The sequence below is a fragment of the Sphingomonas sp. P4_G3 genome, assembly GCF_056401105.1.
Window position 1 is genome coordinate 87,153 of record NZ_JBFUJZ010000007.1, and the last position, 20,939, is coordinate 108,091.

General features: G+C 64.6%; 18 protein-coding genes. 8 read left to right on the top strand and 10 right to left on the bottom strand.

Translation table 11 applies throughout. The features are described 5' to 3' along the window. Positions 1 to 12: 12 nt before the first annotated feature. Both AC1DQQ_RS16850 and AC1DQQ_RS16855 read left to right on the top strand, forming a co-directional pair. The gene (locus tag AC1DQQ_RS16850) at positions 13 to 1,113 is read left to right on the top strand and encodes a pyridoxal phosphate-dependent aminotransferase (RefSeq protein WP_478045925.1); all 1,101 of its coding nucleotides are present in this window, start codon (positions 13 to 15) and stop codon (positions 1,111 to 1,113) included. 23 nt (positions 1,114 to 1,136) lie between these two features. After that, complete coding sequence (locus tag AC1DQQ_RS16855) at positions 1,137 to 2,099, top strand: threonine/serine dehydratase (protein WP_478045927.1); 963 nt, start codon at positions 1,137 to 1,139, stop codon at positions 2,097 to 2,099. A 279-nt stretch (positions 2,100 to 2,378) separates the two neighbouring features. On the opposite strand, the gene AC1DQQ_RS16860 is transcribed toward AC1DQQ_RS16855, so the two are convergent. Together AC1DQQ_RS16860 and AC1DQQ_RS16865 are read right to left on the bottom strand one after the other, a co-directional pair. Then, entirely contained in the window at positions 2,379 to 3,314 is a 936-nt protein-coding gene (locus AC1DQQ_RS16860) for a hypothetical protein (RefSeq protein ID WP_478045929.1), read from the bottom strand. Next, positions 3,311 to 3,976 carry a TauD/TfdA family dioxygenase gene (locus AC1DQQ_RS16865; protein ID WP_478045931.1) on the bottom strand — a complete coding sequence of 222 codons (666 nt, stop codon included), beginning with the start codon at positions 3,974 to 3,976 and terminating at the stop codon, positions 3,311 to 3,313. Before AC1DQQ_RS16865 ends, AC1DQQ_RS16860 begins: the two co-directional genes overlap by 4 nt. Before the next feature lie 209 nt (positions 3,977 to 4,185). On the opposite strand from AC1DQQ_RS16865, the gene AC1DQQ_RS16870 reads away from it, so the two are divergent. Next, positions 4,186 to 6,516: an AAA family ATPase gene (locus AC1DQQ_RS16870; protein ID WP_478045932.1), complete on the top strand. Its 2,331-nt coding sequence runs from the start codon at positions 4,186 to 4,188 to the stop codon at positions 6,514 to 6,516. A gap of 2 nt (positions 6,517 to 6,518) precedes the next feature. Further along, positions 6,519 to 7,451 (top strand): hypothetical protein, encoded by a 933-nt coding sequence (locus AC1DQQ_RS16875; RefSeq protein WP_478045934.1) that lies wholly within the window; start codon positions 6,519 to 6,521, stop codon positions 7,449 to 7,451. An 863-nt stretch (positions 7,452 to 8,314) separates the two neighbouring features. On the opposite strand, the gene AC1DQQ_RS16880 is transcribed toward AC1DQQ_RS16875, so the two are convergent. From AC1DQQ_RS16880 to AC1DQQ_RS16890, 3 genes are read right to left on the bottom strand one after another with little or no spacing between them, the layout of a single operon-like run. Continuing rightward, complete coding sequence (locus tag AC1DQQ_RS16880; protein WP_478045936.1) at positions 8,315 to 11,365, bottom strand: efflux RND transporter permease subunit; 3,051 nt, start codon at positions 11,363 to 11,365, stop codon at positions 8,315 to 8,317. Beyond that, positions 11,362 to 12,387, bottom strand: coding sequence for an efflux RND transporter periplasmic adaptor subunit (locus tag AC1DQQ_RS16885; RefSeq protein WP_478045938.1), 1,026 nt, complete (start codon positions 12,385 to 12,387; stop codon positions 11,362 to 11,364). The genes AC1DQQ_RS16880 and AC1DQQ_RS16885 overlap by 4 nt, the downstream gene beginning before the upstream one ends. Then, entirely contained in the window at positions 12,384 to 13,727 is a 1,344-nt protein-coding gene (locus AC1DQQ_RS16890; RefSeq protein ID WP_478045940.1) for a TolC family protein, read from the bottom strand. The genes AC1DQQ_RS16885 and AC1DQQ_RS16890 overlap by 4 nt, the downstream gene beginning before the upstream one ends. A 137-nt stretch (positions 13,728 to 13,864) precedes the next feature. Here AC1DQQ_RS16890 and AC1DQQ_RS16895 point away from each other — a divergent pair, with 137 nt between their 5' ends. The 4 genes from AC1DQQ_RS16895 (at position 13,865) to AC1DQQ_RS16910 (ending at position 17,507) form a co-directional block, all read left to right on the top strand. Beyond that, on the top strand, positions 13,865 to 14,530 hold the full coding sequence (locus tag AC1DQQ_RS16895) for a response regulator transcription factor (RefSeq protein ID WP_478045941.1): 666 nt from the start codon (positions 13,865 to 13,867) through the stop codon (positions 14,528 to 14,530). 2 nt (positions 14,531 to 14,532) lie between these two features. Continuing rightward, positions 14,533 to 15,900 (top strand): sensor histidine kinase, encoded by a 1,368-nt coding sequence (locus AC1DQQ_RS16900; RefSeq protein WP_478045942.1) that lies wholly within the window; start codon positions 14,533 to 14,535, stop codon positions 15,898 to 15,900. Between the two features lie 36 nt (positions 15,901 to 15,936). Then, positions 15,937 to 16,671, top strand: a complete 735-nt coding sequence (locus tag AC1DQQ_RS16905; protein ID WP_478045944.1) for a COG4705 family protein — start codon at positions 15,937 to 15,939, stop codon at positions 16,669 to 16,671. A gap of 65 nt (positions 16,672 to 16,736) precedes the next feature. After that, positions 16,737 to 17,507, top strand: a complete 771-nt coding sequence (locus AC1DQQ_RS16910; protein ID WP_478045946.1) for a transcription elongation factor SPT4 — start codon at positions 16,737 to 16,739, stop codon at positions 17,505 to 17,507. Positions 17,508 to 17,728: 221 nt separating this feature from the next. Here AC1DQQ_RS16910 and AC1DQQ_RS16915 read toward each other — a convergent pair whose 3' ends face one another. The 5 genes from AC1DQQ_RS16915 to AC1DQQ_RS16935 form a co-directional block, all read right to left on the bottom strand. Continuing rightward, positions 17,729 to 18,085, bottom strand: a complete 357-nt coding sequence (locus AC1DQQ_RS16915; protein WP_478045948.1) for a hypothetical protein — start codon at positions 18,083 to 18,085, stop codon at positions 17,729 to 17,731. A gap of 381 nt (positions 18,086 to 18,466) precedes the next feature. Further along, complete coding sequence (locus AC1DQQ_RS16920) at positions 18,467 to 18,892, bottom strand: hypothetical protein (RefSeq protein ID WP_478045949.1); 426 nt, start codon at positions 18,890 to 18,892, stop codon at positions 18,467 to 18,469. Continuing rightward, positions 18,889 to 19,275 (bottom strand): hypothetical protein, encoded by a 387-nt coding sequence (locus AC1DQQ_RS16925; protein WP_478045951.1) that lies wholly within the window; start codon positions 19,273 to 19,275, stop codon positions 18,889 to 18,891. The genes AC1DQQ_RS16920 and AC1DQQ_RS16925 overlap by 4 nt, the downstream gene beginning before the upstream one ends. A 9-nt stretch (positions 19,276 to 19,284) precedes the next feature. After that, positions 19,285 to 20,667: a hypothetical protein gene (locus AC1DQQ_RS16930; protein WP_478045953.1), complete on the bottom strand. Its 1,383-nt coding sequence runs from the start codon at positions 20,665 to 20,667 to the stop codon at positions 19,285 to 19,287. After that, positions 20,664 to 20,933, bottom strand: coding sequence for a VapC50 family PIN domain-containing toxin (locus AC1DQQ_RS16935; RefSeq protein ID WP_478045955.1), 270 nt, complete (start codon positions 20,931 to 20,933; stop codon positions 20,664 to 20,666). The genes AC1DQQ_RS16930 and AC1DQQ_RS16935 overlap by 4 nt, the downstream gene beginning before the upstream one ends. Positions 20,934 to 20,939: the final 6 nt, after the last annotated feature.

Consider the following 20,939-nt stretch of genomic DNA (forward strand, 5'->3'; position numbering starts at 1 on the left):
AAAGGGAAGACGATGCGTTACGTCCGGATGCCGATCGAGGTCGAATCGCCCGAGGAATATGGGTACGGCAACATCCGCAACAATCTGTCCGAGAGCTCGATCGTCGATCAGTCGATCGGCAGCCTCGGCCTGACCGTCCCCGATCTGACCCTGCTGTACGGCGAGCATCGCGGCAGCGAGCGGTTGCGCTCGCTGATCATCGAGGAGACGCCGGGCCTCGCGGTCGACGACGTGCTGATCTGCGGCGGTGCGGCCGGCGCGCTGTTCATCATCGCCACCGCCTTGCTGAGCAAGGACGATCATCTCGTCGTCGTGCGTCCCAATTACGCGACCAATATCGAGACGCCGCGCGCGATCGGCTGCCAGATCGGCTTCGTCGATCTCGAGTTCGACAACGGCTTCGCGCTCGACCTCGACACAATCGCCGCGACGATCACGCCCGCGACCAAGTTGATCAGCGTCACTTGCCCGCACAACCCGACCGGCGTGATGATGAGCGAAGCCGAACTCACCGCGCTGGTCGCGCTCGCCGCCGAACGCAACTGCCTGCTGCTGGTCGATGAGACCTATCGCGACCTCGCGATCACCACCAGGCTGCCGATCGCGGCGTCCCTCGGTGACCACGTGATCAGCGTCGCGTCGCTGTCCAAGGCGTTCGGCGTGCCCGGCATCCGCGTCGGCTGGATGATCAACACCGATCCCGCGCTGATGGAAATATTTCTCGCCGCCAAGGAGCAGATCAGCATCTGCGGCAGCGTGATCAACGAATGGGTCGCCGAGGAAATCCTCGCCAGGCGCGACGCCTTCCTGGCCCCGACGCTCGCCGAATGGCGCCGCCGGCTCGACCGCGTTGCCGAATGGATGGCGGGCGAGGAATTGCTCGAATGGGTGCGCCCGTCGGGCGGCGTGGTGTGCTTTCCGCGGATGAAGGCCGACCCGCCGGGCGGCACCGACGCTTTCTATCGCCGTCTGCTCCAGGATCACGGCACCTATGTCGGCCCGGGCCATTGGTTCGAGATGTCCGACCGCTATTTCCGCGTCGGCTATGCCTGGCCGACCGCCGACCAGCTCGAGGCCGGGCTCGTCGGTATTTCCGCCGCGCTCCGCGGCTGACCCTCCCAGTCCAAGGATCCGACATGACCGCCCTGATCGACCGCATCCGTGACGCTCATGTCGCGATCCGCCCGCACGTCCTGGTCTCGCCGCTCCAGCGCAGCGACGCGCTGTCCGACGCGCTCGGCTGCGACCTCTGGCTGAAATGCGATCACCTCCAGCCGACCGGATCGTTCAAGCTGCGCGGCGCGACCAACAAGGTGCGGCTGCTCGCGCCCGATCATGAAGAGGTGTTCACCGCCTCGACCGGCAATCACGGCCGTGCCGTCGCGCATGCCGCCGCGGCGTTCGGGATCGGCGCCACCGTCTATGTCAACGACAGCGCGCCGCAGATGAAGCTCGACGCGATCCGCGCGCTGGGCGCCAAATTGGTGACGGTCGAGGGCAATTCGCTCAACGGCGAGTTGCAGGCGCGCGCCGAGGCCGAGCGGCGCGGCGTGCCGTACATCCCGCCGTATAACGATTACGACACGATGGGCGGGCAGGGGACGATGGGGCTCGAACTGATCGAGCAGGCCGACGACCTCGACGCGGTGTTCATCTGCACGGGTGGCGGCGGTCTGACCGGCGGCGTGGGGACGGTGTTCAAGGCGCTGTCGCCCGAAACGCGGATCGTCGCGGTATCGCCCGCGGCCTCGACCTGCATGCTCGACTCGCTCGAGGCGGGCGAGATCGTCGAGACGCCCGAAAGCCCGACCTTGTCCGACGGCTCGGCGGGGGCGATCGAGCCGGGATCGGTGACCTTCGACGTCTGCCGGCAAGTGATCGATGAGACGGTCCGGGTCAGCGAGTTGGAAATTGCCCGGGCGATGCGGCGGCTCGCCGAGAGCGACCGCTGGATGGTGGAGGGCGCGGCCGGTGCGGCATTGGCTGGGTTGGTCCAGGTTGCCGAGCGCTATCGCGGCAAGAAGGTCGCGGTGGTGTTGTGCGGGCGGAACGTCGCGCTGGATACGTATCTGGGCGCGCTGGAGATGGGGCGGGGCTGACGGGGGCCTGCAGTCCGTTCACCCGATTTCTAGCTGGGTCGTAGTCTCATAAAGCGGTCTGTTCGGCGAGCGACCCAGTTGCGGTCGGTCGATCGCCGCTAAAAGGAATGGCAGGAAGTGGGCCGCTTGGAGACTAGCAGGTTTCAGGACCGCAAAGGCTATAGCTGCCGTTCCTTCGCCGTCCTCGTGGGGCAGGAGCCGTCAACAAAGCCGGCATTCCAGGGCAAAATCAGATCGCCCAACCTCCCTCTCATTTGTTGTACTGCGATTGGGGACGCTTCAGCAGTTCCCGTATTCCGGCTCGTATTCGATCTGGCGCTCGTCGGTTTCGGTGTGTTCCAGTTCGTACCCCGCCGCGAGAACCTCGGCTTGGCCGGTGAGGTGCAAATCGCAAACGGGGCAGGCGAACTCGTCTGCTGAGTAGGTAATCTCGACAGTTTCCCACGGACCATCATCGTAAGTCTCGTCGATGACTTCCTCACTAACGCTGTCGCCTGCCAGAAAGCCTTTGGCGGTGCAGACGATGCACTTCGCTTCCCAGGTATTGTCATTGGTCCACTTGAAGAGATCGGTGTAGTGAACGACGCTACGGGCCGCCGCCTCTTCTATAAGTTGCTCTCTCAATTTCTGTGAAATTCCCTGTATTTTCACTTTGGCGGCTTCGATTTTGACCGCCACGGAGGCCTTTAGCTTCTCGGCGGCGATTGCCAGAAGCTGTTGTTTTTCTTTCGCCTCGCCTTCGCCGATCCAATCATCCAGATTGCGCCCCATCGAGGCGAGGATGATGTTGCAGGCGTACCAGTAGCGCGCCTCCCACGCCTCCACCTTCATCGCTCTGAACGGGACATCGCCGGAATGCAATTCGGCGTTGCGTCTTTCGGAGATGGCTTGGCAATTTTGACGGACATCCTCATCGAAGGCCGGGATCAGATGGCGGAGCCGTTCGAAGAGCGTCTTTGCTGTGATGGTCTTTACGTCCGTTGTGGCGGTGACGCCAGCGGCGACAAAAAGCGAAGGGGAGTGGGTCGGATCGACCACAAGGCACGGGTGACGGTGAGCGAGCGCCGCCTTGCCCAGCAACTCAAGCGCCAACGATGCCCACAGCTGGTATTCCTCAAGATCTTTCTCGCCCTTTCGGTGCAATGCCTTCGCGATGTAGGCCCGCGACTTCCCGAGCAGCGCCTCCTCTGAAATGGCGGTATTTACATCGGTCATTGAACGCTCACTCGAAAGAGAAGGCGGCCGTCTGCTGCCGTCGCAGTTCGGCCATGTAACATGCTCCAATTGTCTATCAGCAAGATTTCGCCTCGACGCCATTCGTGCTTTATTACTTCGATGCGCTCAATCGCATCACTGACGATTTGAAGTGCTTCTTCGCCGCGCGCGTCCAAGGGCTCCAGGCATCCCGGATCATAGCGGAGGAAGGGACGGCCCTTATCCAAGATGGTCGAATAGAACGAGCGCCGTCCGGTGCGCACCAGCACCGCAGCAGAGGCTAACAGTGAAAGCTCGGCGGGGGAGAACTTGAGGGCGCTGATGGGGGCTAGCCGGGTCTGCGCTCCCGAGTGCCCGGGATTGGCGCAGCCGAGCAGAAGATAGCGGGCGGGCCGTAGATAATGGGCCGTATCAATATGCATCGGCAATTCGCTCAACCCATACGCCGCGCTCAGAGATCGCTCTTCGGCTGCTTCGGTCGGGCGCGGGACAATTGGTTCAATGAGCGCGCCATTGCGGCCAGCAACTACAGCGCCGATGCGCCGGGCAAACGCGAGAAGAAGCGCTGCGAATGCTTCGTGACTTTCTGCCGATGTACTGTAGCATCGCCAGCCATCCTGCTTGTGGGTCCGGATTATTCGCTGCCCGGACATATGAACCATTCAACTCCCTCTGACTTACATCTATTTTCCATTTCATATAGATTAGAAGTTTGGTCAAATCACGCTATTGATGCGACTCGACGTCTTCGAGCGGACCGTGTGACCGCATCCCCCTCCGCTTTTCGACACCAATCGACCGTGATTTATTTGCGCAAACCGGCAATAACACCGATGCTGTTCGTCGCAGTCGTTGAAGTGTCGAGGTGGGGATGCAGGCATTCGATCGATCCGAGGAGGAAACCCCGGCCTATCTGCGCAGCGAGGAGGCCAAGCGCTCGCGCGTCCTAATGGCCGACTACATGTTGACCGATCCCGCGCGCCGCAACCAGATGGACTCACCGCGCTCCATCCTGAAGCTCGACGACACCACCGTCACCGAAGCGCTCAATCGACTGTTCCGCGGCAAATGCGCGTTCTGCGAGGCGCGCGAACCGACCACCGCCTACCGCTTCCGCCCGCAGGCCGAGGCGCTGCCCTCGCAGTCGCCCGAGACTGGCCATCTTTACTACGTGTGGCTGGCCGACGCTTGGGAGAACATCTACCCGATCTGCTCCAGTTGCCGGCCGGCCGAGCCGAATTATTTTCCCGTCAGGTCGAACCGCGCACGGATCCCGACCAAGACTCAGATCCAGCGCTATGCCGAGAGCGAGCGCGGCCTGTTCTGGCGCAACGACCCGCCCGACGAGCTAAACCTGCTGCTCGATCCCTGCCGCGTCCGCACCGATTTCTCGCGCATGCTCGTGCCGCGCCTCGACGGCGTCATCTGGTCAGATCGCGAGGAAGGCTCGCTCACGATCGATACTTTCAAGCTCGATGCCCCCGCCCGCGTCAGGGCACGCGCGGTCGCTTACGAAGGCAATGTTGATCGCCTGCTGCAGTGCTTCGACAATTTCGGACACGACGACAGCGGCGAGCAGATCAAGGCATTGTTCGACTTTGCCGAGCTCGAGTTCGGCGGCACCTGGTTCCTCCTACTGCGCCGCCTCGCGCGGATCGTTGCGCGTGCGTACGAAAAGACTCCCGTGCTGTCGCGGGTCCAGCTGCCGATCTTCTATCGCCGCCTGATGAACGAGGACGGCGCCGAGGCGCGGATGCGCACTGCGCTCGTCGCGCTGCGCGCCGAAGACGAGCGCGGTCCCGACCAGCCACAAAGGGAGGTTGCGGCGCGCCCCAGTCGGGCGCGGGTCAAGTCGGTCAGCCTGACCAATTTCAAGGGCGTGGAGTCCTTGACCATCAAGCTTCCCGAGGACGCCGAGGCGCCGACCATTCCAGGACGCGAGCAGTCGGTGCCCGCGCTTCTCATCGTCGGCGAGAATGCCACCGGCAAGAGCTCGATCCTTGAGGCGATCGCCTTGGCGATGTCGCCACGCGAGGCGCGAGACGGCCTCGACCTCGACCGCCATGACTTGCTGCTTGACCCCGAATATCTCGGCCAGGAGGCGGGCAAGCGGCGCGAGCGTGCGGACATCCGCATCGACATGAACGACGGCAGCTCGCGTACGCTCACGATCACGGAGGCGAGCTATCGGGTCGTGACCAGCCAAGCCTTCCAGCTGCCGCCGGTGTTCGCCTATAGCGCCTTTCGCCAGTATCGCGACAGCGCGCGCCGTTACTCGGCGATCAAGTACATCCAGAACCTGTTCTACTCGGACACGTTGCTGTCCAACCCCGAGCAATGGCTGCTATCGCTCGACGACGATCATTTTCAGATGGTCGCCCGCGCCTTGAACGACATCCTGTCGATCGAGCGCGATGATATCGACACGATCCATCGCGATTTCGACGCGCGCCGCTGCATTCTGACGCTCGATGTGAGCGAAGGCGCCGGCGAACGCTTCAGCCGCACGCCGCTCGGCGTCGTTTCCTCCGGCTTTCGCTCGGTTCTCGCCATGGTGTGCGACGTCATGGCCGGCCTGATGAACAAGCGGGTCTTTCCCGAATTCGAGACCATCCGCTCGGCGCGCGGCATCCTCCTCATCGACGAGATCGAGGCGCACCTCCACCCACGCTGGAAGATCCAGATCATGCGCGGCTTACGCAAGGCGTTGCCGAACATGACGATCATCGCCACCACCCACGATCCGCTGTGCATCCGCGGGATGGGCGACCGCGAGGTTCGGGTATTGCAGCGGATCGACGGCGCACAGGACCCCGACACGCAACTGCCGATCGCGCTTGAGATCATGACCGACCTGCCGCCCGCGTCCCTCATGCAGATCGATCAGTTGCTCACCTCGAACGCCTTCCAGTTATTTTCGACCGACTCTCCCGACTTCGACGATAAGTTCGCCGAGATCGGCGACCTGCTAACCAAGCAACTCGCCGGCGAACATCTCGACGAGAGGCAGCTCATCATGATCGACGCCTTCGAGCGCGACGTGGCGGCGGCATTGCCGGTCGGCACCAGCGCCGCGCACCGGCTCGTCCAGGAGGCCGTGGCCGATTATCTTCGCGAGCGCCGCGTGCTGCCCGAGGCCGAGCTCCGCACGCTACGCAACACCCAGCGCGCGCGCATCGTTGAAGCGCTGAAAGGGATCTAGCCGTGCGCTACGTCGATCGCGGGACCGCCGCCGCGCCGAAATCCCTGACCAAGCTGAATGCCGCCGGCCAGACTGAGTTCGACCGCGCCAAAGCGCACGACGCCAACACCGATCCAAAAAAGGGCGCGTTCAAGTATTCGGTCTACAAATCGGATGAGGTCAAGCGGCGGCTCGAAGCGCTGTTCTTCGGCAAGTGCGCCTATTGCGAGTCCTTCTTCGCCGCGGTGGGGCCGGTCGATGTCGAGCATTATCGGCCCAAGAGCGCCGTCGCCGAGAGCCCAGGGCATGGCGGCTATTGGTGGCTTGCGATGGCATGGGACAATTTGCTGCCAAGCTGCATCGACTGCAACCGCAAGCGCAAGCAGACCGTCCCGGCCGCCACCACGAGCCTCGTCGACCTTTACCGATTCGGCCTGGCACCGGGGACTGGGCAGTCGGGCAAGAAGGACAGCTTTCCGATCGCCGGCGCCTATGCGGCAAAGGATGGCGACGACCTCGCCGCCGAACTCCCGTTGCTGCTCAACCCGTGCCGCGACAAACCCGAGGATCATCTCAAATTTGACTTGGGTGCCGGCTCTACGCTGGCACTCATACTGCCGCATGGTCCGGCTGGCCCGAGCCCGCGCGGCGCGACCTCGATCCAGGTCTATGGGCTGAACCGGCTCGGGCTCGTCCAGGCGCGCACGCGGTTGGTGCGCCAATTGCGCTTTCTCGGCTGGCAGGTCCTCGAGCTCGGCAAGGTCCTCGGCGCGCTCGAAGCCCCGGCGGTCAGCGACGCTCTCCTCGCCGCCGGCACGCCGGAGGTCGCGAAGATGGTCCGCCAGCTCCTTGATCGCACGCTCGACGAAATGAAGGCCTTGGCCGACGAAAAATCCCCCTTTTCAGCGCTCGCTGTCGCTTGGCTTCGTCAATTTCGTGCCGGCGCCGAAGGATAATGTGGCGCCGTTCGCTCGACGGGACTGTCGTGTCGTAGCTTGTGGCGACCGGTAAATTCTGCGCGCCCAACCTAGAGTGCGGCGACGTTTCGACTTTAAGTAAGGCAACTTCCGCTGCGCGAATGTCTGCTTTTGCTCGACTAGCTGACTTCTGAGTGTCCGAAATTGGGCGCCTTGCTGACGAACCATCCAAAGCGGCTCGCATGGCGGCTCCCGACCCAGTTGCAGACGTTCGTCCAAGGCAGTTATAGTTGCTAGTGCGGGGGAATGATGCGGCTATTTGGTAAGAAGGAAACACCGCACCCTCTGGCAGAGATGCCCGTGTGGATTGTTCCCTTGCACATTCGAGCGGGAACAGAGCAGCTTCCTGCTCCGCTAATTGGTGCATACGTTCAGGTTTTCTGCCGTGGCGACGAGCCGGTAGCGGCGGCGTGGGCGGCCATTCAAGCCGTCGAAGCGATGGGGTATTCGGTTCCAGAAAACCCACCACGGTTAACCAGATGCCAGCCGCAGATTACGATAAGTATGTTTCATCGCAGTGGCCGGAGCAACGGACGGCGATGCCTAGCCAAGCGGAGTTCTACGAGAGCATGGCTGAATTTCGCGTCGTGTTCGGCCCCTTTGGCGGATACGATACTCCGGCGTCGAACAACTAACCTAACGTCCACTTCCCACCCATTTCAAGCCCCTCGGCCCTTGTGCTTATGGGGGCGTTCACGGCCCCACGGCCCAGATCACTCCCAACTTCCCCCGTCACCCCGGACCCATTTCGGGGGCCAAGCCTCCCAAATGGGCTCCGTCCGTCGTGGCACGTTGGATGCCGGGACAAGCCCGGCATGACGACGGGAGACCGTTGCTATCGATCACGCCGCGCGAGCATCCCGCCGCCGTAGGTTCGCGATCGACCACAAAGCCGCCGGCAGGAACAGCAGTACCAGCGGCACCGCCGCCACCAGCCCGAAGATAATCGCCGTCGCCAGGGGTTGTTGCAGCCCGGCTCCACGGCTTACCCCCAGAGCCAGCGGCGCCAGGGTAAGCACAGCGATCAGCGCCGACATCAGGATCGGCCGCAGTCGCTTGGCGCCCGCTTCACGCAGTGCGTCCAGCGTCAGCGGGGCATCGCGATCGATCTCCGCCAGGAAGAAGATCACCAGCTCGGTGACCATCCCGACCACCATCGTCAGCCCCATCAGTGCCGAGATGTTGAGCTCGATCCCCGTCGCCCATAGTCCGGCGAGCACCGCCGCTGCGGACAACAGGATCGTCGCGAGCGCCGCCCCGGTCCAGGCAAGCCGCTCGAACAACAAGGTCAGCAGCAAGGCAGTGAGCAGGACGGCAGCCGCGAACACCAGGCTGAGGTCTGCGAAACTCTTCTGCTGCTCGGCATAGAGGCCGCCATAATCGACCCGGACCGACGCGGGCAGGTGCAGCCCATCGACCGTCGATTTCACATCGCGCATGCCTGAGCCCAGATCGCGCCCTTCGAGCCGCGCGGTGACCGCAATGAACGGCGCGAGATCCTCGCGAGTCAATTGCTGCTGGCCCGGATCGATCGAGATCCTGGCGATCGATCCCAGCCGGACGGCGTGGCCGTCGGGCGCGGTCAGGACGAGCGCCGCGATCTGGTCGGTGCGGCGGCGCAATTCCTCGGGCGCGCGGACGCGGACGCCGACCAGTTGTTCGCCGGCGCGGACATTGGTCGCGGCCGATCCGCCGACCAGCGCCTCGACCTGGCTCGCCACCGCATCGGGATCGAGCCCTTGTTGCGCGGCGGCGCCCGGGTCGACACGCACGCTCACGGCATCGCCCGCGACGCGCAGGCCGTCGACCACTTCGACCACGCCGTCGATCTTGCCGATCGCTCCGCCGACCTTGGCGGCGGCATCGGCGAGCTGCTTGGGATCGTCGCCGAACAATTTGACCTCGATCGGCTCGGGCACCGCGGTGAGGTCGCCGATCAGGTCTTCCATCAGCTGGATCAGCTCGACCTCGAGCCCCGGCACCTTGGCCGCAACCTGCTGGCGGATATCGGCCATCACTTCTTCGATCGGCCGGCGCGATCCGCCCTTCAATCGGATGAAGTAATCGCCTTCGTCGGCCTCGGTCAGGCCGCCGCCGAGTTGCAGGCCCGTGCGCCGCGAATAGCTGGCGACTTCGGGCGTGGCGCGGATGATATCCTCGACCTGGCGGAGCAGGCGGTCGGTATCCTCCAGGCTGGCGCCCGATTGCGCCTTATAGTCGAGCACGAAGCCGCCTTCGTCCATCGCCGGCATGAAGCCCGACGGAACGTGGCTCCATGCGAGGACGCCAAGCACGACGAGCGCGGCAGCGACGATCCCGGCGAACACCGCCGGGCGCTTGAACGCGCGGTCGCCAGCCGAGCCGTACCATTTGCCCAGCCGCCCCATGAACCCATCGGCGCGCTCGGCCGCTTCGGCATCCTTGTCGCGCAGCCAGTGCGCGGCGATCAGCGGGATGACGTAGCGCGCGTAGAGCAGCGACACCGCGAGCGCGGCGACCATCGTCACCGCGAGCGCCTGGAAGAAGCCGCCGGTGACGCCACTGACGAACGCGAGCGGCAGGAAGACGATGATCGTCGCCATCGTCGATCCGACCAGCGGACGGCCCATTTCGGCGGCGGCCTCGAGCAAGGTCGGCGGCGTCGTCGCGCGTCCTTCCTGTATGCGGCGCATGACGTGTTCGAGCATCACCACCGCGTCGTCGACGACCAGCCCGACCGCGGCGGCCATGCCGCCCAGGGTCATCATGTTGAAGCTCATGTGCAGCGCAAACAAGGCGAGGCAGGTCGCGGCGAGCACGGCGGGCAGCATCAGTCCGGTGATCAGCATCAACCGGCCCGACCGCAGGAACAGGAACAACACGAGGCCTGCCAAGATCGCGCCCAGGATGATCGCGTCGCGCACCGCGTTGGCGGCGCCGGTGACGAGTTCGGACTGGTCGTAGAATGGCGTCGCCTTGACGCTGGGCGGGAGGCCGGCCTGTTTCAGCCGCGCATCGACCGCCTTGACGATCGTGACGGTATCGCCGGTCAGCGCCTGGCGGACATTGACCAAAACGGCGTTACGGCCGTTCGAGGTGACCTTGGTGAAATCGGGTGCGGGGGCGGGATGGATCCGCGCGATCTGGCCGAGCGTGACCAGGCCGGCGCCGCTGGTCTGGCCCGACTTGACCGGGATCGCGGCGATATCGGCGGCCGAGGCGACGCGGTTCTCGACCAGCACGAGGTAGAGCCGGTGGCGATCCTCCATCTTGCCGACGCCGCGCACGCTATTGGCCTTGCCGATCGCGGTGGCGACATCGGGCAAAGTCAGGCCAAGCGCCTGGAGACGGCCGGGATCGACATCGACCGCGAATTCGCGTGGGGAACCGCCGAGCACGTCGACGCCGGCGACGCCGGGCACGGTCGACAGCGCGGGCAGCACCTTGAGTTCGGCGATCTGGCGCAGTGCCTGCTGGTCGAGATTGTCCGAGGTCAGCGCGATCCCGAGCACCGGGAAGATCGTCGGATCCGAGCGGCGGACGTCGAACCGCGTACCGGCGGGCAGATCGGGCAGGATCGTCGCGATCGCGCCCTGCGTGGCGAGCGTCGCCTGGGCCATATCGTCGCCCCAGTCGAAATTGAGCGCGACCTCGGCCGAGCCGCGGCTAGTGGTCGATCGGATGCGCGTCACGCCGGGGACGGCGCGCAACGCGACCTCGATCGGGCGGGTGATCTCGGCCGCCATCTGCGCGGCGTCGCGATCGCCGGCATCGACCGCGACGACGACGCGCGGATAATCGATATGCGGGAACAGGCTGACCGGCAGCCGGGTCGCGGCGAGCAGGCCGCCCAGGGTCAGCAGTGCGACCGCGAGCCAGATCGACCGCGCGTGACGCGAGAGCGCCGCGCTCATTTGGTCCGCACCTGCATGCCGTCCTCGAGCGCGGTGCCGCCCTCGGTCACGACCTGGTCGCCGGGCTTCACGCCCTTGACGATCACGATGCGGTCGCCGCTGACCGCGCCGGTCTCGACGTCGCGGCGATGCGCGACGCCCTTGGCGACGACGAAGACATAAGGCTGGCCGGCATCGTCGAGCAGCGCGGCATAGGGTATCGTCAGCGCCGCGCCGTCACCGGTGCTGCCCAGATCGAGCTGGCCGTTGAGCGCGGAATTGGTGCCGATCCCCGATCCGGCGGGCACGTTGACGAACAGCGACGCGAGCTTGGTGGTCGGGTCGACCACCGGATCGACCGACAGCACCGGCGCGGAGAAGGGAATGCCGCTCGGCGGCGTGACGCGCAGCACCATGCCGCGCCTGACGCGCGATGCCTGGGCAGGGTCGATCCCGAAGCGCGCGCGCAGATTGCCCGATCCGGCGATCGAGGCGACCGCGGTGCCGGGCGCGACCAGATCGCCGGGTGCCGAGGCCACGCTTTCGACGAAGCCCGCAGTGGGCGCACGCAAGGTCAGCGCGCCGTTGCGGGCGCCCAGGCTGGCGCGGGTCGCACCGGCCGTCTGCGCGGCGGCGCGCGCGGTCTCGACATCGGCATCGCTGACCAGTCCGTCGGCGCGGAGGCGTTGCGCGCGGGCATAAGCTGCCTGCGCGGTGGCGGCGTCGGTCGCGGCCTTGGCGTAATCGAGCCTGCTGGTCGGGCTGGGCGCTAGGCGGACCACCACTTGTCCGGCGCCGACCTTGGTACCGACCGGCGCTTCGATCGCGACGACGGTCGCTTCGGCCGGCGCGGCGAGGACATGCTTGCCCATCGCCCCGGCCTCGACCGCGCCATAGACGGTCAGCGTCTCGTCGACCGCGCCTTGTTGCGCGGCGGCAAGCGCGACCAACGCGACCGGCTTGGCCTCGCCATCGGCGGCATCCTCGCTCGAGCCGCAGGCGGCGAGCAGGATCGCCAGGGTCAATGCCAGTCCGGCCTTCATTTCCAATCCTCCCTGGGCACGCCCGTCAGCAATTCGAGCGCGATCATCGCTTCGTCGATCGTCTGGTCCGCGGTCGCGAGTTCGACCCTTTTGTCGCGCAGCGCACCTTCGGCGGTTTCGGCGGTCGCCCGCGACACGTCGCCACGCGCGGCGGCGGCGCGGCTGACGCGCGCGAGGCGGTCGAGCTCCGGCAGCTGCTCGCGGACCGCGTCACGCTGGCGCCGCGCCAGGCTCACCGCGCTGGCCGCCGCAGCGATATCGGCGCGGGTCTGGAACAGCCGTGCGTCATATTCGGCCTTGAGCTGCTCGCGGGTCGCGCGCTCGACCGCGATCCCGCCGCGATTGCGGTTCCATAACGGCAAGGTGAAATCGACCGTCGGCCCGAGGATGGCATTGCCGCCGGTGTCGCGGGTGAAATTGAGGTTGAGCGCGAGAGTCGGGAATTGGTCGAGGATCGCCTTGTGCACCGCTGCTTCCTGCGCGTCATAGCCGGCGCGCAACGCCTGCAAATCGAGGCGATTGTCGAGCGCGATCCGCGTCAGCATGGTGGGGTCGAGCGCGGGGGCAGTGTCGACGCTCGGCGCCAGCCGCAGCTGGGTTTCGGGGGGCAGGCCGAGCAACTTGACCAGTTCGAGCCGGGCGGCGTCGAGATCGTGTTCGGCCGTCCGCAATTTGTCCGCGGTGGCGACGGCATCGGTTCGCACCGCTTCGACGCTGGTCGAGGCGACATCGCCGCGTGCCGCCGCGCGCAGATTGCGCCCGAGCAGGGATTGCGCCGCCGTATCGTCGATCCGGAGCAGATCGATCGCGCCCTGGAGCCGGCGGATGCGGACTGCCTGCAGCCGCGCTTGCCCCGCGGTCTGCCATTCGGCCCAGGCGAGATCGAGCCGCACCTGCTTGGCCTGCGCCTCAGCCGCCTGACGGCGGACTTTTCCGGTGCGCAGGGCATTGAGGTCGAGCCCGAGGCCACTGGCGATCTCGCTGAACGGATCGGGCCCCGACAGAATGCCGCCGAGTCCCAGGCTGAAGGTCGGATCCGGCAACAGGCGCGCGGAGAACACCTGGGCATCGGCGACGCCGGCCTTGGTTCGCATCGCCTTGAGATCGGGATTGTTGAGCACCGCGATCACCGCAATGGCATTGTCGTCGAGCGGTGCGGCGAGATCGACATTGGCGGGTCTGAGATAGGGCCGGTCGATCGTCGCCGCGTCACGACTCAGCGCGGCGATATCGCTGTCGGACGGCGTCGTCGCGAGCGGCCGCGGCGTATAGGAAGCGCACCCGGCGAGAAGAAGCAGGGCGAGCGCCGGGCCGGAACGGGGGGCGAGCGATTGCAACATGACTCCTCCCTAGCAAATCTCTACTGACACGGTCCTGACGAATGCGAAAATACAATCTGTCAGCCGAGTGTCAGCGAACCAGGCGCATAGGAGACAGTGATGACGATCAACGGGCATCATCCTGAGGAGCGGCGCTGATGCGCGCGCTGGTGGTCGAGGACGATCCCGATATCGGGATCGATGTCGAAAACGGCCTGGCCGAGGCCGGGCTGGTGGTCGACCGCATCACCAATGGCCCCGACGCCTGGTTCGCCGGCGATACCGAGGATTATGCCATCGTCGTGCTCGATCTCGGCCTGCCTGGGCTCGACGGGCTGACCGTGCTGCGCCGCTGGCGGGCATCGGGGCGGACGATGCCGGTGCTGATCCTGTCGGCGCGGGGCGACTGGACCGAGAAGGTCGAGGGGATCGAGGCGGGGGCGGACGATTATCTCGCCAAGCCGTTCCAGCTCGGCGAACTCGTCACGCGGGCGCGGGCATTGCTGCGCCGTGCCGGCGGTCATGCCGCGCCGATACTCGAAATCGGGCGGCTCAAGGTCGATACGCGCAATCGCCGCCTGCTGGTGCGCGATGTCGAGACGCGCGTCTCGCCGCTCGAATTCCGCCTGATCAATTTTCTCGCCCACCAGGCCGATCGCACGATCGCGGTGGGGGAGATCGCCGACCATCTCTACGGCACGTCGGAAATCGGCGACGTCAACGCGATCGAAGCCTTGATCATGCGGCTGCGGCGCAAGATCGGCAGCGACAGTATCGAGACGCGGCGCGGCTTCGGCTATCGCCTGACCGGCGGGGCGAGCTGAACGTGCGCTCGATCCGCCTCCGCCTGATCGCCTTTGCCGCGCTGGCGATCGCCGTCGCTTTATGGGCGGCGTGGCACGTCATGGGCATGCTGTTCGAACATTATACCGAGCGGCGCATGGCAGATGCGCTGGTCCGCGATGGCAATGCCGTGGCGGCCGCGGTGCGGGTGGATGCGCAGGGGCGACCGTCGGTCGATCCCGGCGATCTCGACGCGCGGTTCCGGCGACGCGCGAGCGGGCTGTACTGGGAAGTCCGCGCGCCCGGCGGCATCGCAGGATCGCCGTCGCTCGGTGGCAAGGTCCTGTCGGCCGATGAAGATGATCGTGAAGCTACCGACACCGCCTGGCAGGAAGCTGAGGTTCCGGGTCCTTATGAGGACGATCTGATCGTGGTCGAGCGACGCGTGTCGGTCGGCGGCACTATTGTGCTGGTGCGGGTCGGCGAGGATGACGAGCCGATCGACCGCGCGGGCGCCGCGTTTGCGCGCGAAATGGGAATGTTCCTGCTCGCCTTGGGAGTCGCGCTGGCGCTCGCCGCCTGGGTGCAGGTCGAGCTGGGGCTATGGCCGCTCCGCCGCGTGCGGCGCGAACTGGCGGCAATGGCGCGCAACCCGGCGCAACGCCTGTCCGCCGATCATCCGCGCGAGATCGACGATCTTGCTCAGGCGATCAACGCACTCGCCGATGCGCGCAGCGATGATCTCGGGCGGGCGCGCCGCCGCGCCGCCGACCTCGCCCATGCGCTCAAGACACCGCTCGCGGCACTTGCCGCGCAGAGCCGGGTCGCGCGCGCGGCCGGTGCTACCAGTGCCGCCGATGCGATCGACCAGACGTTGAGTGCCGCCGCCGCGGTGCTGGAGTCCGAACTTGCCCGCGCCCGCGCCGCCGCGAGCCGGGTAGGCGAGGGGGTAACCGCGACGCGGCCGATGGCGCTGATCGAGGGCCTGTTCGCCGTGCTCGAACGCACCGATCGCGGGATGAGCCTGGTGTTCGACGCGGACATTCCCGCCGATTGGGAAATCGGCATCGACGCCGGCAGTTTCGCCGAGATTTTCGGCAATCTGCTCGATAATGCCGCGCGCCATGCGCGTCGCGTCGTTCGCGTCGATGCCGCGCACGATGCCGGACGATTGAGCTTTACGGTCGACGATGACGGCCCCGGCATTCCCGCCGACCAACGCGACGGCGTGCTTCGCCGCGGCGTTCGCCTCGACGAAACCGGCACCGGCCATGGCCTTGGCCTGTCGATCGTCGCCGATCTGGTCGAGGCGACCGGCGGCACGATCGCGCTCGGCGAAGCACCCGATCGCGGGCTCCGCGTCACGCTGAGCTGGCCCGATACCCTTCTCACCCGCGCCGAGCCGAGCTGATCGGCACGCGCCTTCTTCCCCTTCAAGGAGCCCCCCATGCAGATTGCGCATATTCCGAAGGTCAACGCGCGCTATTGGTCGGCGATCACTTTCGCCAGCCTGTTCGGCACCAATATGGGCGATCTCTACTCGCACGAACTCAAGCTCGGCATCGTGCTCGGCACGGCGATCCTGGCGGCACTGGCGGCGGCGGTGTTCCTGGTCGAGCGGCGCGATCATGGCCCGCGCGAACTCTATTACTGGCTGGTGATCATCATCATCCGCACCGGCGCGACCAACATCGCCGACTATTTCAAGAAGATCATCTACTGGCCGCTGTTCGCCGCGATCCTGACCGCGTTGCTCGCCGGGTTCGCCTGGCTGTCGTCGCGCAGCGACGCCAAGCGCGAGGCCGAATCCGAGGCGCAGGGCATGCCCGCGACCGGCACGGCATACTGGCTGGCGATGCTGAGCGCCGGCGTGTTCGGCACCTTTATCGGCGACGTCTGCTCGAAGCTGATCGGCAAGGGGTTCGCGTCGCTCAGCCTCGGTGCGTTGCTGATCGTCGCGTTGTTCGCGTGGCGGCGCGACAGCGGCAACCGCTTCTGGTTCTACTGGATCGCGCTCGCGGTCGCGCGCACTGCCGGCACCGCGATGGGTGACTGGCTCGCCGAGACCGAGGCTTTGGGCATCGGCCTGCCGCTGTCGACCCTGATCACCGGATCGATCTTCGTGCTGATCCTGCTGCTGTGGCCGCGCAAGGGTGGGGCGGCGGTGCCGATCCACGCCTAGCCTTTTTTCGTCTCTATCGGCCGGCTCCGGACGGGGCCGGCCCTTACCACAAAAGGGTCACGAGCATGTTCGGTCGCTTCCTTCTCAAGACGCTCTTCGTCGTTCTCGCCGTCCTGCCGCTCGCCGCACCCGCGGCGGCGCAGGAGGAGCTCAACGACGGTCCCAAGTCGCTGGTGATCAGCTACCGCGCCAGCCTTGAGCATCGCGTCGCGTTCCGCCACTACCTCGCGACCAACCTCGCGCCCAGACTGCGCGCGATGAAGGCGCGCGGGGAGATCGCCGATTTCCGCATCTTCTACAGCTGGTATCGCCAGCCCGCGGTGTGGGACGGGTTGGTCATCCTGCGCTTTCCGACCTTTGCGGCGGTGGGCAAATGGAACGTGCTCGAACGCAGCGAGCCAGGCGGGCTCGACCCTGCCGGGATCGCGCTGGCCGATCCGGTGGCGAGCTATTCGAGCGACCTCGCCTGGTCGCGCAATCCCGATGCGCTCAAGGACGGCGAGGTCTATTACGTCATCCCGTACGAATATCGGAACGAGGGCGAATATCGCGATTACGTGAAGGGTTATGTCCAGCCGCAATTCGACGGCTGGATCCAGACCGGCGCGCTGACCGGCTATGAGATTTACATGAACCGCTACGGCACCGGGTCGCCCTGGGATTCGCTGTTCATCCAGCATTATCGCGACATGGCGGCGTTCGGACAGCGCCAGAAGATCACCGCCAGCGTGCGCGACAAATTGCGCGACGATCCGGCGTGGAAGGCATGGAGCGACAAGAAGGCCGGGATCCGCAGCGAAAGCGAGAACAGCATCGCGGAGTTGGTTGCGCATTGAGGTGTGAGGCGGGGGGGGGGGAAGGGCTGGGGTTGGGTGGGAAGCGGCTATTGTCGCCGATCCGGATTTGATCGACCGCTTCGCGCCCTAAATATGGTCATTGAACATTGGCGGCGCCGATCCCGAAAGCGGTCATCCGCGCGATACACACAGGAAGGGCTGCTGTGGGATGGAAGCGGTCATTTATTGGGGTTCACTTAGAGCCGATAAACCACCCCAGTTTAATCGGGATCAGGACGGTCGATGCGCCAACCTTTGACGGCTCTAAATGGATCGCCAGAATACGGGTCATATAAGAAAACGCTAGTACGCTGACACCAGCGAACTTTACCGAATCCACATTGATCAACGAGATATGTGCATTCAGCTTTGCCCATGCCTATTGGTTTACAAGTCGCGCTGCGAACACGAATGCGTGATGCCCGGTTGAAGGCTTGGAAGTCGGTAGGTAGGCCGACACTCTGCAGACCATTTAACACCGACAATGCCGTTTCGAGGCGTTCGACCGTACGCCGGCTCGGCACCTGCGGCGCGTTATCGGCGGCGGCTGACAACAGTAAAAAGGCGAGTAGGAGCATTTCGGACTTCCTGCGCCGATTTGTTATTATTGACCACGAGATATAGAGCATGGCGGCCGCGATGTCCGCAACTGGCTCAGGAGCGGCCAGAAGACATTCATGACTCATGGTGGCGGGAATGCGCCCTAATTGCGGTCGTTCGCGCTGGCAGCAGCCTTGCCTCAAAAGCTGCCGTTGAAAACTTGATTTCTGCCACGGTTGCCGTGAACAACTTGCGCGATCTGGTCCAGCCCGGACGCGCCTTCGTTCTCGTCTAGTAGCCGGGACAGCCCGTCACGTGCGATGGCGGGGTAGCCGATTCAATCCTGCCGCGTCTCAACCACGCCTTGAAGTCGCCGCTCGATGGGCGGCTACGCCCCTCGGCTTTGAAATGGGCGAAACTTAGAAATCGTGCTCTTCCTCACTTACTTCCTCATCATCCGCGTCCCACTCCGCCACCCGCTCGGCGGTGACCCAAAGATGTTTGCGGTCGTAACCAAGCCTCACATAGCGGAGATACCTCTTCTTGAACGCATCAAGCGCCGGATTGTACTGCACCATCGTCAACAGCGCGTCGCTCACTTGTGGGAGGTCTGCATCTTCGAGGCGCTCGAGATACTTGCCTTCCGGTTCGTCCTTTAAGATCGTCAGCAGGTCGTCGATCACCTTGTTGATCACTTTGACCTTGCTCGAACTCATTGTGGCGTCGGGCTTCTTCTTCGACAGCTCGCGGATTTCGTGGAGGAGCGCGGAAAAAGCGCCGGTCGCTGAATCATAGGTCGCGACCGCAGCGTCGGTCGTCACTGGATCAAATTCTGAATCGCTCATTTCCTGGTGACCTTTTTCGGTGCTCCGGCGGGTATGTCGGTCATGCCGCCGCCGATGACGTAAACCCATTTGTTGTCGTAAATCTCGGTGACGAAGTTCGCGCGATAGCGTTCGGCTTCTTCGAGATACTGCGCCAGAACCATCGTCACGTCGCTGGTAGAGGGTACGTCGTCGGCATCGAACTGATCAAAATCGTCGAAGGGCCGGTGCGATGGGCCGAGAACCGTGTTCGCGGCCGCTAGCACCCTGTTGATCAGCTTGAGCTTGAAAGCGTTGACCCCGTCATTGGCGGACTTGCGGGCAAGCAGGCTGATCTCGTCATGGAGACCGCGCAGCTGGCCCATCAGCTTCTCAAACCGCTCGAGTTCGTCCCGATCCTTCATATTCCTCTCCTACGGGCAGCTGCGCCGGAACTCGGCGTATTTCTTGACCATGACATCGAGCGGGTCGCGCTGCTTGCTGTCGAACACCTCGACCATCTGTTCGAGATCGGCATCGGTCAGCGTCACGATTGCCTTGCGCTGGCCCGACCACAGATCGACGATCCGCTGGTTGATCGCCCGCTTTGGCGGATGCCGCGTCACGAACACCCCAAACTTGCCTAGCTCATCGGCGAGATAGCGGTTCAGCTGATCGACATGGGTGCGATCGAGCTCGGCGACATTCTTCAGTTCGAACGTGATCTGGCGCGAGCCATAGTCGGCATAAACTTCCTTCAAGAACGGCGCGCGCTGTGTGTTGTAGAAAATGAGGTCACGGATGCTGACCCCGCTGTCGGTGCGGGCCTGCGCCTGCGCGAAGTCGAGATTGGGATAAAGCAAAGACGGCAGCAATTGCCCCACCGCAGTCTCGTATTTGAGGTCGGCGCCATCGATTTTGCCGGTCGGCAGCTTCCTGATCTGTGCGAGCTTTCCGCGCGCCGAGCGCACCGGGATCTGCGCGAACAACGGATCATTGGCGGCGTCGGCGAACGAGCGTTCCTTCGCTTCGATATATGCAGCGACGACCCCGTAGTTGTCGCGGTTGTAGGTCAGCACCTCGACTCGGGTAAGCTCTTCGGCTTTGTGTGCGATGTCGTCCTGCGGACAATGCTTCTCGTAATAATCCTCATAGTTGATCCACGGCACGAACCGCAGCCAACGCTTGGGCACGAACAACAGCGGGCGACCATCGGTTGGACCGACGGGTAGGTCAGTGGTGACGCTGGCGAACTGCCGGCTGCGGACATCCCACACATTGGAAATGGTTTGGCGCTGCGTCGGAATGCCGAGCCGGCTGCATTGATCGATCGTGAAATCGATCAGGAAGGACTTGAGGAAACTGCACGCGAAATCGCTGATCCGGTCCTTCGAAATGCCTTCCACGAAGAATTGCAGCTCCTCGATATGGCCAAGCCCGTGCGTCGCGTAGTGCGGAATGCGGCGGAAGATGTCGAGGATCTCGCCCGCCTTGTCCCGGCCGATCCGCTTGCCCTTGCGCTTGGCGGATGATCCCAGGCCGACCTCGTCGCACTCCGAAGCCGTGACCAGCATGGCGATCGCAGCATCGCGGCCGCCGCCCTGCGTCAGCTTTCCGACATGGTTGAATGCTGCCATCAGCATCTCGTGCAGCGAATTGTCCTGCATCGAGGGCGAGCGCCACATCAGAAAGGGATCGACGTAGAGCGGGATATCCTCGTCGAAGAATGGAATCGCGAAATCGGCGTCCTCCTGCGCGAGCGTGATGCCGTGATAGTCGGTGAGACGTGGCCGGATGAGGAGCGTGTCGAGCGTCATAACAGGTTGATGCTCTCCTTTAACATCGAGACCAGCTTGGGCAGGCCTTTGGCCTGTAGATCGAAGATGAATTCGCCCGGCGAGAAGGGTGGGTTGCCATAGGCGCGGCGCATTGTGCGCATCGCCCGGCATGCGTCGCTAGGATACAGCTCGAGCGTGCTCGACAGGAAATCATCGGCCAGTTCGATCTTGCCCAAGGCCAGCAGGGTCGCCGCGCTGATCACGCCGCCTGCCACAAAAAACCCGAGCCGCTCCAGCCATCGCATAACCCT